Source organism: Brevibacterium sp. XM4083 (assembly GCF_006489205.2).
Taxonomy (GTDB): domain Bacteria; phylum Actinomycetota; class Actinomycetes; order Actinomycetales; family Brevibacteriaceae; genus Brevibacterium.
Map to the genome: position 1 here is coordinate 358,261 of NZ_VFYR02000003.1, position 14,240 is coordinate 372,500.

The 14,240-nt window shown below is 70.6% G+C and carries 14 protein-coding genes; 8 read left to right on the forward strand and 6 right to left on the reverse strand.

The annotated features are described in order from the left end of the window. Positions 1-19: 19 nt before the first annotated feature. From FJ887_RS10905 to FJ887_RS10920, 4 genes are all read right to left on the reverse strand, one after another. Complete coding sequence (locus FJ887_RS10905) at positions 20-502, reverse strand: MarR family winged helix-turn-helix transcriptional regulator (RefSeq protein ID WP_137826939.1); 483 nt, start codon at positions 500-502, stop codon at positions 20-22. A gap of 597 nt (positions 503-1,099) precedes the next feature. Then, positions 1,100-2,623 carry a PepSY-associated TM helix domain-containing protein gene (locus FJ887_RS10910; protein WP_137826940.1) on the reverse strand — a complete coding sequence of 508 codons (1,524 nt, stop codon included), beginning with the start codon at positions 2,621-2,623 and terminating at the stop codon, positions 1,100-1,102. A 156-nt stretch (positions 2,624-2,779) separates the two neighbouring features. Beyond that, on the reverse strand, positions 2,780-3,436 hold the full coding sequence (locus FJ887_RS10915; protein ID WP_249356919.1) for a hypothetical protein: 657 nt from the start codon (positions 3,434-3,436) through the stop codon (positions 2,780-2,782). 85 nt (positions 3,437-3,521) lie between these two features. After that, on the reverse strand, positions 3,522-4,469 hold the full coding sequence (locus FJ887_RS10920; protein WP_137826942.1) for a ketopantoate reductase family protein: 948 nt from the start codon (positions 4,467-4,469) through the stop codon (positions 3,522-3,524). 172 nt (positions 4,470-4,641) lie between these two features. Between FJ887_RS10920 and FJ887_RS10925 the strand changes: the two genes are divergently transcribed. From FJ887_RS10925 to FJ887_RS10960, 8 genes are all read left to right on the forward strand, one after another. Beyond that, positions 4,642-5,355 carry a TetR/AcrR family transcriptional regulator gene (locus tag FJ887_RS10925; RefSeq protein WP_137826943.1) on the forward strand — a complete coding sequence of 238 codons (714 nt, stop codon included), beginning with the start codon at positions 4,642-4,644 and terminating at the stop codon, positions 5,353-5,355. A gap of 132 nt (positions 5,356-5,487) precedes the next feature. Continuing rightward, the gene (locus FJ887_RS10930) at positions 5,488-7,389 is read left to right on the forward strand and encodes a dihydroxyacetone kinase family protein (protein ID WP_140955387.1); all 1,902 of its coding nucleotides are present in this window, start codon (positions 5,488-5,490) and stop codon (positions 7,387-7,389) included. Then, positions 7,386-7,841: a ribose-5-phosphate isomerase gene (locus FJ887_RS10935; protein WP_137826945.1), complete on the forward strand. Its 456-nt coding sequence runs from the start codon at positions 7,386-7,388 to the stop codon at positions 7,839-7,841. The genes FJ887_RS10930 and FJ887_RS10935 overlap by 4 nt, the downstream gene beginning before the upstream one ends. A 3-nt stretch (positions 7,842-7,844) precedes the next feature. Then, the gene (locus FJ887_RS10940) at positions 7,845-8,639 is read left to right on the forward strand and encodes a triose-phosphate isomerase family protein (RefSeq protein WP_137826946.1); all 795 of its coding nucleotides are present in this window, start codon (positions 7,845-7,847) and stop codon (positions 8,637-8,639) included. Next, positions 8,636-9,391, forward strand: a complete 756-nt coding sequence (locus tag FJ887_RS10945; protein ID WP_140955388.1) for a GntR family transcriptional regulator — start codon at positions 8,636-8,638, stop codon at positions 9,389-9,391. Before FJ887_RS10940 ends, FJ887_RS10945 begins: the two co-directional genes overlap by 4 nt. Before the next feature lie 29 nt (positions 9,392-9,420). Next, positions 9,421-10,353 carry a sugar phosphate isomerase/epimerase family protein gene (locus FJ887_RS10950; RefSeq protein WP_137827032.1) on the forward strand — a complete coding sequence of 311 codons (933 nt, stop codon included), beginning with the start codon at positions 9,421-9,423 and terminating at the stop codon, positions 10,351-10,353. Further along, a complete protein-coding gene (locus tag FJ887_RS10955; RefSeq protein WP_137827033.1) occupies positions 10,350-11,138 on the forward strand; it encodes an SDR family NAD(P)-dependent oxidoreductase in 789 nt (262 codons plus the stop codon). The genes FJ887_RS10950 and FJ887_RS10955 overlap by 4 nt, the downstream gene beginning before the upstream one ends. 24 nt (positions 11,139-11,162) lie before the next feature. Continuing rightward, on the forward strand, positions 11,163-12,044 hold the full coding sequence (locus tag FJ887_RS10960) for an NAD(P)-dependent oxidoreductase (protein ID WP_137827034.1): 882 nt from the start codon (positions 11,163-11,165) through the stop codon (positions 12,042-12,044). Positions 12,045-12,114: 70 nt separating this feature from the next. On the opposite strand, the gene FJ887_RS10965 is transcribed toward FJ887_RS10960, so the two are convergent. After that, positions 12,115-12,918 (reverse strand): enoyl-CoA hydratase, encoded by an 804-nt coding sequence (locus tag FJ887_RS10965; RefSeq protein ID WP_137827035.1) that lies wholly within the window; start codon positions 12,916-12,918, stop codon positions 12,115-12,117. 82 nt (positions 12,919-13,000) lie between these two features. Continuing rightward, the gene (locus tag FJ887_RS10970) at positions 13,001-14,191 is read right to left on the reverse strand and encodes a CaiB/BaiF CoA transferase family protein (RefSeq protein ID WP_137827036.1); all 1,191 of its coding nucleotides are present in this window, start codon (positions 14,189-14,191) and stop codon (positions 13,001-13,003) included. Positions 14,192-14,240: the final 49 nt, after the last annotated feature.

Genomic DNA, 14,240 nt, shown 5'->3' on the forward strand with positions numbered 1-14,240 from the left:
CTCACGCCGAGGCGCCGGCTCACTCCGGAGCAGCCGCCAGCGGTTTGAGCGGCTTGAGTTTGCTGACGAGCCCGAAGAGCTGATCGGCTTCGGCATCGGAGAGCCCGGAGAAGCCGTCGAGGATGATCGCAGCGTTCGTCTGCGCCGCCTCGTCGCGGAGAGCGACGCCCTTCTCGGTGAGCTCGACGAGCACCCCGCGCTGATCCTCGGGATCCGGGGTCTGGGTGACGAGACTGCGGGCCTCGAGTCGACGGAGGAGACGGCTGAGCGCGCTGCGACTGAGCACCATGAGCTGAAGCAGATCGCGCTGGCGGATCTGCTCGTCCGGCGGAGTGTTGATGAGCGCGTCGAATTCGTTGACGGTGAGGTCGTGGCGGTCACGGAAGTCGGCGGAGAATCGCACGATGAAGTCCTGATGCTTCTCCATCATGAGGCGCCATGCGGCGATCTGGATCGGAGCGATCTTCCTGAGGATGGTGCTCACGGGCGTCGTCTCAGTCATCCTGGCCCCTCACTTCCCCTGCGCGCAGACAGCTCGAGGGTCTGTCGCGCCCGGGTCCGGGATTCGCCGGATGATGCGCGCAAGACGCCGCCGCAGGGGCGGAGATGAGCGTCAGAGAGGCGGAACGGACGGGAAGCGACATATCGACTCCTGCAGACATTCGGGCACGGCACTGTGATGGCGAATCGGCAATCCCACTTGCAGGTAACCAACAATCCTGCTTGTGAGGTGGAGATGGTAGCGGAGATGAACTCTTCTCAACATTTGTTGCCACGACAACATTTTCATTGTTCAATGGAACTGTTCGGCATTCCGACGGGCGTAGTGCTTCGCGGAAGGCCGACAGCCCCACGAGTGAACCCGATGCATCCCCGCACCTTCCCCGCTTCGGGCTGACGGTGCGGCGCCCGGGAGGGCGTCGCACCTCAGAACTCCTTCCCAGCATATCCACCGTTTCTGCCTTGTCCAGGTAATCGCGCGTCCGCGCGCGCCTCTCACCACGGATTTCTCGCACGAGGCCTTCGGTTTCCGCTGACAAGCACCGACCGCCTCGGCGAGGGATGATTCCCCCACCGAGGCGGTCGTCCGGTCGTTCGCTCAGCTCCGCGACGCGGGTGCCATCTCCTGCCCGGCGCCGGCCTGGGCTCGGGCCTTCCGGCGCGCTCGCCAGCCGAGGATGACGTCGAGGACGAGGAAGGCGACGAGGCTCAATCCGACCAGCGGCAGGAAGAGTCCGATGCCGACGGCCGCGACGACGACGAGGGCCACGCCCCACCACGGTGCCTGCTTGAGCGCGCCGCGCGCCGGGGCGATGCCGAAGCGGCGCGACGGGTCGTGCTTGGGCCGGCGCTGCCACCACATCGTGTATCCCCACACGACCATCGAGGCGATTCCGATGGCGAGGAAGAAGAGCACGATCTGGTTGGGCAGACCGAACAGGGTGCCCATGTGAAGGTCGATGGCCACGCTCGTGAGCATCGCCGCGACCCCGTAGTCGGAGAATTCGACGCGGTCGGTCTCGGCCATCGTCTCCATGTCGTAGGCCACCGACACCGTGCCCGTGTTGTCCGGGTAGTTGTGCTGGTAGCGCTCGACGAGCCAGGCGGTGTCCGCGTCGGCCGGCGGCACGATCTCGATGTAGGTCGTCGTGAAGCCGGCGTTCTCGGCCATCGAGGAGATCATGTCGAAGTCCGCGGGGCTCGGGGTGCCGGCCGGAGCCGCCTCGGTGCCCCCGGATGCGGCACCGTGCCCGGCATGGGCACCGCCGGCGTCGGCCGCCTCGGCGTCGGTGTCCTCACTGAGTTCGGTCGAGATCGACGGCGTCGTCCAGTTGAGTGCTTCGCGCAGCGCGCCGACGTTCCCGCCGCCGAGCTGCGACCACGTGATCCCGGTGGCGGAGAGGAAGAGCATCCCGACCGCGATCCACACTCCCACCGAGGCGTGCCACGACAGGGTGCGGCGCAGCCCCTTGTGCTTGCGGGAGGGCTTGAGCATCGACCTGATCTTCTTCGCCTTCCGCGCCCGCACGATCCACAGGCACAGTCCCGCGGCGGCGATGATCCCCAACCACGAGGCGGCGAGTTCGCTGTAGTACCGGCCGACGTCGCCGAGGTGGAGGTCGGTGTGGAGGCGGGAGATCCACGTCCGCACCGGCAGGGTGCTCGACGCCGCGTACACGGGAAGGTCGCCCTTCACCTCGGCGGTCGTCGGGTCGACGAAGATCGTCCGGTAGTCACTCGAGTCGAGCGTCGGATCCTCGTACATGACCCGGGTCGTCATGCCCGGTTCCGGGGCAGGACGCACGGTGGCGATCGTCTGGCCCTCCCCGATGTACGCGTTCGCGGATTCGACCTGGTCGGACAGCGGCAGCGCCGGTCCCTCCGTCGAGGCGGTGAGTTCGTCGGAGTAGACGACGCGCTCGATCTGCGGGCTGATCGCGTAGACGGCGCCGCTGAGGGCGGCGATGAGGATGAACGGGCCGACGAGGATGCCCGCGTAGAAGTGCAGGCGGCGCAGGAGCGAGGAGAACCACGGCTGCCGGCGGTCGGAGACAGTCCGCCGGGTGGGCGGCTCGGTGGCGGTGCCCGAGTTTTCGGGCAGGGGTGATGACAGTCCTGTCATGGTCAAGCTTTCTGTGTGGAATGGTCGGCGAAGGGCGACTTCGCCTGCTCGGCGGCGGTTCCGGGCGCACGCGCGGCATCACCGTGGCACAGAGAAAGTCGTGGCACGGCGATGCCACGGCATCGGGCCGGGCGGCCGAGCCGTGGAGGTCAGTGATCAGAAAGCGGGAAGCGGGGGTCCGCGCCGGAGCACCGGTGAGCGCAGGACGCCTAGCGGTGGGGGCACGAAATCGCTGACCGGGACGGCCAGACGGGGGCGCTCGGGCAGCGCACGAACCGTGCCGAGGGCCGGCACGAGGGCGCGGACGACGAGGCGGACGAAGGCGAGCAGCCGGGCCGGGAGGACTTCTGCCCAGTAGATGAGGGCGATCGTGACGATCGCGGCCACGCAGTGCATGATCGTCATCGGCACAGAGAAGTGCGAATGCATTCCGCTCATCTGTCCCGCCGAGGCGGCCATCTGTCCGGCCATCGCCCCCGAGCCGTCCATGCCCGCATGGTCCATGGCCTGACGTTCGACGGCGGTGGCGCCCATCGCCATCGGATGCATCGGGGTGAAGACGGAGAAGAGTCCGTGGAAGAGCCCCTGGCTGACGAAGACCGAGGGCACGAGTCGGGCCAGGGTCATCCGCCGTCCGGCGAGGAGCACGCAGACGAGCATCGAAAGCGCCAGCGGCGCGATGATGCCCATGAGGGTCGGCATCGACCCACCGCCGAGGAGGTGGGAGGTGAGCGCGAGGAAGGTAGCGGCAACCGCGGCGGCAGCGCCCCGCAGGGCGCGCTGGCGGCGCCTGTCCTTCCTCACGCCCACCATTGTCACATGAGCGGGCGGGTGTCCCTCACCGTCCCGACGGGATGCTCCTCACCGCCCCACCCCGCCTCGGCGAGGGACCTTGTCCTCACGCGAAGACGGGTTCGAGGGCCTCGAGACGGGGAACGTCGACGCCGAGGCGGCGCGCTTCGGCGAGGACTCGGCGCGGATACATCGCCGTCATCTCCGGATTGCCGTGCGCACTGGCGAGCACGAGCCGCATGAGGTGGCCGTAGAGGTTGTCTCCGCCGAGGAGGCGGCGCAGACCGAACGCGACCACGCCGGTGGGCAGGGTCCGGAACGCCTTCGCCCCGACCCGGCGCACCCCGCCCTTCGCCTCGAGCACAGCCGTCATCTCGTCGATGAGCTCGACGGTGAGCTGACTCGCCGTCGCCGAGCGGACGTAGGCGTCGAAGCCTCCCGCGGTGCGGATGCCGGCCATGAGTCCCGCATCGAGGATGAAGTGGAACCACAGCCAGCTGCGGAAATCGGCGACCTCGGTGACGGAGAAGCCCGCCCCCTCGAACAAGGTGCGCACGGCCCGGTGCCGTGCGGTCGGCTCCGCGGAGTCGATGAGTCCGAGCGTCACCGCCTTGACCATGCCTCCGCGCAGCGTGTCACCGAAGTACCCGCCGCCCCCGCCGGGAAAGCCCCACACGACCTGATCGCGCGGGACCCCGGCGACGACCTCGGTCGGTTCGTCCCAGACGTTGGAGAAGACGAGCAGGGTCGCCGCGCCGAGGCGGTCGCCGATGTCGGCGACCGCGCCCTCGAGCTGGTCGGGGTTGACGCTGAGGACGACGAGATCGTAGTCATGTCCCGCGGGCAGGTCCTCGCGGAGGGTGACCGACCATCGTTGCCGCACGGGCCGACCCCCGCGCACCGACCTTCCGTCCCTGATGTCGAGGTCGACAGACGGACCGAACTGGGCGGCCCGCCCGGGACGGACGAGGAAATCGACCTCGTGCCCGGCGCGCTCCAGCGCCCAGCCGTACAGCGTCGAGATCACACCGCGTCCGATCATGAGAATCTTCATCTCCGCACTCCTTCTGTGAGCCTCCACCGGCATCCGCCGGGCGACCCACCGCGTTCCGGGCTCCTCACCCGTGAATCCTCACCGCCTCCGACTGTTCCGGAGCGGCCTTTCCACTTAGGCTAAGACCACACGCGGAGCGAGCATTCCGCTCCGCGGGGAAGTGAGAGCAGAAATGAGCGAGACGACTCAGATGGCACCCGACGGAACGCGGGAACCGACCCTGCGAGCGGACGCCGCGGCCAACCGTGCCCGCATCGTCGCCGCCGCCCGGTCGCTCTTCGCCGAACGCGGACTCGACGTGCCGATGAACGCGATCGCCCGCCGGGCCGGAGTCGGCATCGCCACGCTCTTCCGCCGCTTCCCCGATCGCAGCGCTCTCATCGCCGAGGTGTTCGCCACCCAGATCGACCGCTGCGAGATCGTCCTCGCCGAGGCCGCCGAGGACCCCGACCCCTGGCACGGCTTCACCCGTTTCATCTCCGTGGTCTGCCGCATGCAGATCGAGGACCGTGGGTTCACCGAAGCCCTCCTCACCTCGCTTGCGAGCACTGCCGACGTCGACGCCAAGCGCCGCGACGCCGAAGCCGCCTTCACCCTCCTCGTCGACCGCGCGAAGACCGCCGGCATGCTGCGCCCCGACTTCGCCGTCAGCGACCTCACCATGCTCATCCTCGCCAACGGCGGCCTCACGAGCGCCCCGCACGCCCACGCCCACGACCTCTCCCGCCGCCTCGTCGCCTACCTCCTCAGCGCCTTCGGCACCGAGCGTGCGCGTGCCGCGGGCTCACCCGAGGACTCCCCGACCGCCGACCTGCGCGGCGGCCGTCCGCTGCCGCCGCCGAGCCGCCTCGGCATCGACGCCCTCTACTCGTCCCCCGAGGCCTGAGCACCGCTTCCCGAATCCCCGACGCAGCTGTCGGGACCGCAGCACCGCTTCCCGCTCATCAACCCCGGGTCTTGCATCCGACGAATAATCCTATAGGATCTTTGAAATAGGAACTGGTTCGAAGGGGAGCTCGTGGCCCGATTGTTCAATGACCCGAATGACTTCGTCGCCGATATGTCGCGCGGACTCAGCCTCGCCGCCGCGCGCTGGGTGCGCGCGGTGCCCGGCGGGGTCGTGCGCTCGACCCGCGCTGCCGCACCGACCGTCTCACTCGTCATCGGCGGCGGCAGCGGACACTTCCCCGCGTTCTCCGGTCTCGTCGGTCCCGGCCTCGCCCACGGCGCGGCGATGGGCAACGTCTTCGCCTCCCCGTCGACGAAGCAGATCCTCTCCGTCGCCCGCGCAAGCGACCAGGGCCGCGGCGTCCTCTTCAGCTACGGCAACTACGCCGGCGACGTCCTCAACTTCGACCAGGCCCAGGAGCAGCTGCGCGCCGCGGGCATCGACACCCGCACCGTCGTCGTCACCGACGACATCTTCAGCGCCCCGGCCGACGAGATCGACCGCCGTCGCGGCATCGCCGGGGACCTCGCCGTCTTCAAGATCGCCGGCGCCGCCGCCGAAGCGGGCCTCGACCTCTCCGAGGTCGAACGCCTCGCCGCCTCGGCGAATGACCGCACCCGCTCGATCGGCGTCGCCTTCTCCGGCTGCACCCTGCCCGGCGCCGACGCTCCCCTCTTCACCGTCCCGGACGGGCGCATGGCCGTTGGCCTCGGCATCCACGGGGAACCCGGCATCGACGACGTTCCGCTGCCCTCCGCCTCGGAGCTCGCCGAGCTCCTCGTCACCCGGCTCCTCTCCGAGGCGCCCGTGACGTCGGGACGGATCGTGCCCATCCTCAACGGCTTGGGCACCGTGAAATACGAGGAGCTCTACCTCCTCTACGGACTCATCGACCCGCTCCTGCGCGAAGCCGGACTCGTCATCGTCGACCCTGAGGTCGGCGAGTTCTGCACGAGCTTCGACATGGCAGGCCTCTCCCTCACTCTCGTGTGGCTCGACGACGAACTCGCGCCCCTCTGGGACGCACCCTGCTCCTCGGCGGCCTTCACCCGCGGCGCCCTCGGCGTCGCCCACGAGAGAGTCGAGGACGACGACGCGACGACGGCCGACGCAGGAGACCGAGAGACCGCGACCCGAGACACCGCCGACCCAGACACCGCCGCGCCCGACACGTCCGCGCCGGCGGCGGCAGGCGGCGATGCCGGCGGCCCCCGCTCCACCGCCCGGTCGCGCGCGCTGGGCCGGGAGATCGCAGCGGTCCTCACCCGCATCGCCGGCGCCGTCGACGACGCCTCGGACGACCTCGGGCACCTCGACAGCATCGCCGGCGACGGCGACCACGGGATCGGCATGCAGCGCGGCTCGAAGGCCGCGGCCCTCGAAGCCGAAGCGGCCGCCGCCCACGACCAGTCGGCCGGCGCCGTCCTCCGCGTCGCCGGTGAGGCCTGGGCCGACGTCGGCGGCGGCACCTCCGGCGCCATCTGGGGGCGCATCCTCAGCTCACTCGCCGCAGCCGTCGACGACGACCCCACCCCCGAGGGCGTCGCCGCCGTGCTGGCGACCACCCTTGACGACGTCCGCGCGTTCGGAAAGGTCGAGGTCGGCGACAAGACCCTCGTCGATGCCCTGGCCCCCTTGGCCGACGAATTCGCCGAGGCGGTCGCCGAAGCCGCTGCCCCCGGCTCGGACAGCAGCGATCGAGCCGGCACCGGCCCGCTTCCCCGCGTCGCCGCAGCCGCCGCCCGCGCCGCGCATGCCGCCGACCGCGGCGCCGACTCCACCGCCGAGCTCGTCGCCCGCCGCGGCCGCGCCCGCTCCCACGGGGACAAGAGCCTCGGCACCCCCGACCCCGGCGCGGTCTCTCTGGCGATGATCGCCTCGGTGGTCGCCGAGGAACTCACCCGCCGCGCCGCCCCACTGACGACATCGCCACCCCTGGCGCCCACCGAAGGAAAGGCAACCCGATCATGACACTGCGAGTGGTCGTCGGCTCCGACGACGCGGGGTTCGACTACAAAGAGGTCATCAAGGCCGACCTCGAGGCCGATGAGCGCATCTCCGCGGTCACCGACGTCGGCGTCGACGCACAGTCGCACACCTTCTATCCCTCGATCGCCACCGCCGCCGCGGAGATCGTCGCGCGCGGCGACGCCGACCGCGCGATCCTCATCTGCGGGACCGGACTGGGCGTGGCGATCGCGGCGAACAAGGTCAAGGGCATCCGCGCGGCCACCGCACACGACTCCTTCAGCGTCGAACGCTCCGTGCTCTCCAACGACGCCCAGGTCCTCTGCATGGGCCAGCGCGTCATCGGCGTCGAACTCGCCCGGCGCCTGGCACACGAATGGATCGGCTACACGTTCGACCCGACGAGCGCCTCGAACGACAAGGTCGCCGAGATCAGCGCATACGAGTCCCGCTGACCCATGGACGCGGTCACCTCTCCCCTGCCCGATCGGCTCCTCGGCACGAGCCTGAAGATGTACTTCGGCCACCGGCAGACCCTCGACTGGCTCGCCGAGGTGACCGCGCTGACCCGTGACCACCCGGCGGTCACCTCGGGTGCGACAGGGCTCTTCCTCCTCCCGCAGTTCCCCTCGATCCCTGCGTGCCTCGCGGCCGCAGGCCCCGTGCTCATCGGCGCGCAGAACGTCGCCGCCCACGACTCCGGGGCCTGGACCGGCGAGGTCTCGGCCGCCGTGCTCGCCGAACTCGGGTGCCGGTTCGCAGAGATCGGGCACGCCGAGCGCCGCCGCCACTTCTCCGAGACCGAAGGCCTCATCAGGGAGAAGACCGCGACCGCCCTGCGTCACGGACTCATCCCCGTCCTCTGCGTCGGGGAGGTCGACGCGGTCCCGGCTGAGGAGGCCGCCGCCGAGGTGATGGTCCAGATCCGCTCGGCCCTGCCGACCGCGACCGCCGAGCTGCCCCGCCCGCTCACCGTCGTCATCGCCTACGAACCGGTGTGGGCGATCGGGGCCGCCGAGCCGGCGGATCCCGACCACATCGCCGCGGTGTGCACCGTCGTGCGCTCGCGCACCCGCGCCCAGTACCCCGGCCTCGACTTCCGTCTCATCTACGGCGGCAGCGCCCGACCCGGCCTGCTCACCCGCCTCGGAGCTGCCGTCGACGGTCTCTTCCTCGGACGCTTCGCCCACGACCCGGCAGCGCTCCCGGCGATCCTCGACGAGCTCCCCGACGTCATTAAGCTGTCCCCATGAGTTCACTCCCCGAGATCCGCCGCCCCGACATCGAGAGGCGCGGCCTGCGCGACCACGTCTACGATCACATCCTCGAGATCCTCCTCACCGGTGAGCTGACCGCCGGCGAGCGCGTCTCCATCGACGGCCTGGCCCGGCTCCTCGACGTCTCCCCGACGCCCGTGCGCGAAGCCCTCGTCGACCTCGAGCGCACCGGCCTCGTCGTCCGCGAAGCCCTCCGCGGCTACCGGGTGGCACCGCCGCTCGACCGGGAGCAGCTCGACGAGCTCTTCGTCGCCCGTGAGACCATCGAGACCGCGGCGACACGGCTCGCCACCCCCGCCGACGACGCGTTCCTCCGTGCGCTCGAGGACGCCCACGCCGAGCACGAGAAGTCCGGCGTCCGCGTCCGCGAGGCGGCCCGCACCGCTGCGGAGTCGGCCGAGGATCCCGACGCAGCCCGGCACATCGAAGTCGCCGCCGCGCAGGACTACTACGCGAAGGACCGCGCGTTCCACAGTGCCATCCTCGAGAGCTGCGGCAACCGCTACCTCATGAAGATGTCGGCCGACCTCGGCGCCCAGGTCCACCGCCTGCGCCAGGCCCTGCCCCACGGCATCACCGACGTCGACGAGGCGATCGCCGAGCACCGCGCGATCCTCGACGCCTTCGCCTCCCCCGACCCCACCGCCCCCGAAGCCGCGATGCGCCATCACCTGCGCATGGTCGCCCACCGCGCCCTCGTCGAGGACCCGCAGCCACCCGACGCCTGACCGGCACCACCGAAGAAGAGTGAGGACACATGAGTATGATCGCCTGCTGCATGCACGGCTTCGCCCCCGTCGACCGCGACGGCCTCGCCCTTCACGATGCCGACCCCACGGCCTGGCAGCACGTCACCGACACCGTCGCGGGTCTCGGATTCACCGCCCTCGAGATCGCCGACAGCCACATCCGACCCGCCGACCTCACCCCGCAGCGACGGACCGAGCTGGCCGCGGCAGCCGCCTCGGCGGGCATCGACTTCGCCGCCGTCCATGTCCAGCGCCGGTCCGTCATCGACCCCGCCCACGGCGAGGACAACCTCGCCTACGCCCATCGGACGATCGACGCCGCCGCGGAACTCGGCTGCCGGGTCTTCTCCACCGGACTCCACCAGCCCTTCACCCCCGCGCAGAAGCAGGCGCTGTGGTTCTGGACGGCACCGGGCTGGACCGACCCCGATGATCCCGAGGTCCGCGCGCTCGCCGTGACCCGGCTGCGTGAGCTCGGCCGTCATGCCGCCGAGGTGGGTCTGCCGATGTCGCTGGAGATGTACGAGGACACGTACCTCGGCACCGCCGCCTCCGCCGTCCGGCTCATCGAGGAGATCGGGCTCGACACCGTCGGCCTCAACCCCGACATCGGCAACCTCATCCGCCTCCACCGACCCATCGAGGACTGGCGGGAGATGCACGAGGCGACGCTGCCGTACGCGAACTACTGGCACATGAAGAACTACCAGCGCGACGAAGCCGCCGACGGCTCGTGGTTCACCGCCCACCCGACCACCCTGCGCGACGGCATCATCGACTACCGCGCGATGGTCGCCCGCGCCCTCGACCTCGGATTCGACGGACCGTTCCTCATGGAGCAGTACGGCGGCGACAGCCTCGGCGTCTGCGCGGAGAACCGGACGTATCTCACCGGACTGCTCGCCACCGCACGCCGCCCGACGAAAGGTGTCACCCCATGACCGGATCCGCCCAGCCCGGACCGGCGTTCCCCGCCCAGCGGACCGCCGTGCTCACCGGGGTCGGCAGCGCCAACGGCATCGGGCGGCACACCGCCCACCGGCTCGCCGAGGCCGGCTGGAACCTCGGCCTCATCGCCCGGCGGGAAGACGAGGCCACGGCACTCGCCGCCGAGCTCACCGCGGCACACGGGATCGCGGCACGCGGCGCCGGGGTCGACGTCACCGATTCGACGGCCATCGCCGAGGCGGCCGCCGCCTTCGAGTCCTCCCTGCCCCAGATCGTCGCGCTCGCGAACTTCGCCGGCGTCTCCTCCTCGGTGACCTACTTCGAGATCACCGACGACGAGTGGACCCGGGTCATCGCGAACAACCTCACCGCCACCCACCTCGTCACCCAGGCCTTCGGCCGGATCATGGCCGCCCACGGGCTCGGACGCATCGTCGGTCTCTCCTCGGTGACGGCGCAGAAGGGCGGCGGCACGTTCTCGAAGACCGCGTACGCGGCGGCGAAGGCGGGGATCATCGGGCTGATGCGCGGGGTCGCCCTCGAACTCGGTCCGCACGGGGTCACCGCGAACACCATCGCCCCGGGACCCGTCGACACCGACATCATGGGCGGCCCCCTCGACGACGCGCGCCGCGACGCGATGGGAGCGGCCACGCCGCTCGGCCGCATCTCCGTGCCCGAGGACGTCTCCGCGACCGTCGCCTTCCTCATCAGCGAAGGGGCCGGCCACATCACCGGCCAGACGCTGAGCATCAACGGCGGCCTCTACTTCCACTAGACCCCCCGATCCACTGGAGGATCAATGTCTGAGCACGTGACGTTCCTCGGCCTCGGCGCCATCGGCCTGCCCATGGCGCTGCGTCTGCACGACGCCGGTCTCAGCGTGACGGGCGTCGACCCGTTTCCCGACCCCCGCAGCCGTGCCGCGGCAGGCGGGCTGCCGGCCGAAGCGCAGCCGCAGTCGGCGGCGAGGGCCGACACCGTCATCGTCATGGTCGCCGACGGCGCGCAGCTCGAGGCCGCGCTCACCGGCGACCCGAGCGCCGACACCCCGGGACTGCTCGACCTCATGGCCGACGGCTCCGTCCTCATCATCATGAGCACGGTCGGCCCCGCGGCGGTCCGGACCGCCGCGGATCGGGCCGCGCACCAGGACATCTCCGTCCTCGACGTGCCCGTCACCGGGGGCATCGCCGGAGTGCGGTCGGGCACCCTGCGCCTGCTCGCCTCCGGTCCGCCCGCAGTCCTCGACTCCCGGCGGCCCGTGCTCGAGGCGCTCGGCACGATCATCGACTGCGGTGAGCGGATCGGCGACGGGCAGGCGTTCAAAATCGTCAATCAGCTGCTGTGCGCCGTCCACATCGTCGCCGCCGCCGAGGCCCTGTCCCTGGCGGATCGGCTCGGTCTCGACGAGGAGTCGGTGCTCGCGGCGATGACCGCCGGCGCCGGGCAGTCGTGGATGCTCGGTGACCGCGGACCGCGCATGCTCGAGGGCCTCGACGCTCCGGTGGCCAGTGCCGTGAGCATCTTCGTCAAGGACACGACGCTGGTCGCCGAGGTGGCGGCCGGATTCGACATCGACCTCGCCCTCCTGCCGGTGGCGGGGAGGAAGTTCGCCGAGGCGGCCGACGCCGGTCTCGCCCGCCGTGATGACTCCCAGGTCATCCGCACCTATGACCGGTGATGAGCGGAGCGACCGGGGCGCGGGTCAGGGCCTCGCCTCGGTGCGGCTCAGCGCCTCGCCTCGGTGAGTCTCAGCGTCCCGTCCACTCGTACGGGGTCTTGGCGATGAAGGCGCCGACGGCGTTGTGGAAGTCCTCGGATCCGTAGATCCGCTCGACGACGTCGGCGTCGTCGATCGACCCGCCGGAGGCCGCGAGGCGCCGGACGACCTCCTTGACCGACCACATCGTCAGGGGTGCGTGGCCTTTGAGCGTCTCCGCCCACTCGGCGGCCGCCTGGTCGACGTCATCGGTGATGAGACCGACGAATCCGGCGGTGAGCGCTTCGTCGGCCTCGATGAAGCGGGCGCGCAGCAGCATGTCGACGACCCGGCCGCGACCGAGCAGGTCGATGAGCAGACTCAGGGTGTCCCCGGACAGGCAGTTGCCGAGGGTCCGGGCGATCGGCACGCCGAACCGCGCGCGGGGGGAGGCCACCCGCAGATCCGCGCACGCGGCGATGCCGAGCCCCCCGCCCACGCAGTACCCGTCGATCGCGGCGATGACGGGCACATCGACGGCGCGCAGCCGGGTGAGCACCGCGGAGATCCGCTGCTCGTAGGCGACTCCGGCCGGGCCGTCGAACTCCGTGAACTGGGCGATGTCGGTGCCGGCGACGAAGGCGCGGTCACCGGCCCCGCGCAGCACCATGACGCGCACGGAGGCGTCCGAGTCCGCCTCCTCGCAGGCCTCGGCCAGACCCATGTACATGTCCCACGTCATCGCATTCCGGGCTGCGGGACGGTTGAACGTGATCGTCAGGACGCCGTCGGCGAGGTCGACGAGGAGGTCGCCCGAGCTGACAGCGCTCGTGGCCTCGGGCGGGTTCTCGGTCATGGTCGGGCTCCTTCGCTCGTCATCGCGGCCGCCATCGTCGACGGCCCCTCTCCGGCTGCGGCTGACCGCAGCCCCCTGGTGCTCATTGTCCCCTGAGCTTCGCCAACTCCTCGGGCGTGAACCCGAGGTCGTCGAGGACGGCGTTGTCGGCCCCGAGGGACGGTCCCGCCGGCCCGCGACGGGCGGGCGTGCGCGAGAGCCGCATCGGCGAGCCGATCTGGCGCACGGTCCCGGCCACCGGGTGGTCGGAGTCCCAGTAGAAGTCGCGGGCCGTGAGATGGTCGTCGGTGAAGACCTCGCCGTAGTCGCTGATCGGCGCGCACGGGACTCCGGCCGCGTTGAGGACGTCGACGATCTCATCGGTCGTCATCGTCTGCGTCTTCTCCTCGACGAGGGCGATGAGGGCTTCCCGGTGGGCCAACCGGTCATACGACCGGCCGAACCGCTCGTCGCTGAGCAGCTCCTCGAGACCGAGGGCGGCGCAGAACCGCTCCCAGTTCCGCGGCGTGTTCGCCCCGACGGTGACGAACCCGTCGGAGGAATGCACTGCCTGGTAGGGCGCTTGGTTCTGGTGCGCCGAGCCGTTGGGTCGGCCGATCGTCCCGTCGGTGAAGTACGCGGCGGCCTCCCACACGGCGTAGGAGACACCGCTTTCGAACAGGGACACGTCGATGTGCTGGCCCTGACCCGATCGGTCGCGCTCATAGAGCGCCGAGGTGACCGCCAGGGCCACGTACATCGCCGCGGTGAGGTCGCAGATCGGCACCCCGACCTTGGCCGGCGGGGAGTCGGGGAACCCGGTGATGCTCATCAGCCCGCTGCGCGCCTGCGCCATGATGTCGAGCCCGGCAAGCGGCGCCAAGGGCCCATCCTGGCCCCAGCCCGAGGCCGAGGCGTAGATGATGCGCGGGTTGCGCGCGGCCACCTCCTCGTACGAGGTGCCGAGCCGGGCCATGACGCCCGGGCGCATGTTCTCGACGACGACATCGGCGCGGTCGACCAGGCGCATGAACGCCTCCCGGCCCACCGGATCCTTGAGGTCGAGGGTGATCGACTCCTTGTTGCGGTTGAGGAGCATGTTCGGCACGCTCTCACCGCCGACGTAGGGGCCCGTGCTGCGGGTCTGGTCACCGCCGTCGGGGTTCTCGATCTTGATGACCCGGGCCCCGAGGTCGGCCAGCTGCATCGTCGCGAACGGCCCGGCCATGAAGACGCCGAGCTCGAGGACCGTCACCCCGGCCAGCGCTCCCCCGCCTGTCGCATTCTCGTCCATGAGATCTCCTCTGATCGCCGTCGATCCTGTAGGAATCTTCGTCCGGTCC

Excerpts from the sequence above, each read along its gene's own strand:
- FJ887_RS10905 (WP_137826939.1), bottom strand. The coding sequence starts at position 502 with ATGACTGAGACGACGCCCGTGAGCACCATCCTCAGGAAGATCGCTCCG.
- FJ887_RS10910 (WP_137826940.1), bottom strand. The coding sequence starts at position 2,623 with ATGACAGGACTGTCATCACCCCTGCCCGAAAACTCGGGCACCGCCACC.
- FJ887_RS10915 (WP_249356919.1), bottom strand. The coding sequence starts at position 3,436 with ATGGTGGGCGTGAGGAAGGACAGGCGCCGCCAGCGCGCCCTGCGGGGC.
- FJ887_RS10920 (WP_137826942.1), bottom strand. The coding sequence starts at position 4,469 with ATGAAGATTCTCATGATCGGACGCGGTGTGATCTCGACGCTGTACGGC.
- FJ887_RS10925 (WP_137826943.1), top strand. The coding sequence starts at position 4,642 with ATGAGCGAGACGACTCAGATGGCACCCGACGGAACGCGGGAACCGACC.
- FJ887_RS10935 (WP_137826945.1), top strand. The coding sequence starts at position 7,386 with ATGACACTGCGAGTGGTCGTCGGCTCCGACGACGCGGGGTTCGACTAC.
- FJ887_RS10940 (WP_137826946.1), top strand. The coding sequence starts at position 7,845 with ATGGACGCGGTCACCTCTCCCCTGCCCGATCGGCTCCTCGGCACGAGC.
- FJ887_RS10945 (WP_140955388.1), top strand. The coding sequence starts at position 8,636 with ATGAGTTCACTCCCCGAGATCCGCCGCCCCGACATCGAGAGGCGCGGC.
- FJ887_RS10950 (WP_137827032.1), top strand. The coding sequence starts at position 9,421 with ATGAGTATGATCGCCTGCTGCATGCACGGCTTCGCCCCCGTCGACCGC.
- FJ887_RS10955 (WP_137827033.1), top strand. The coding sequence starts at position 10,350 with ATGACCGGATCCGCCCAGCCCGGACCGGCGTTCCCCGCCCAGCGGACC.
- FJ887_RS10960 (WP_137827034.1), top strand. The coding sequence starts at position 11,163 with ATGTCTGAGCACGTGACGTTCCTCGGCCTCGGCGCCATCGGCCTGCCC.
- FJ887_RS10965 (WP_137827035.1), bottom strand. The coding sequence starts at position 12,918 with ATGACCGAGAACCCGCCCGAGGCCACGAGCGCTGTCAGCTCGGGCGAC.
- FJ887_RS10970 (WP_137827036.1), bottom strand. The coding sequence starts at position 14,191 with ATGGACGAGAATGCGACAGGCGGGGGAGCGCTGGCCGGGGTGACGGTC.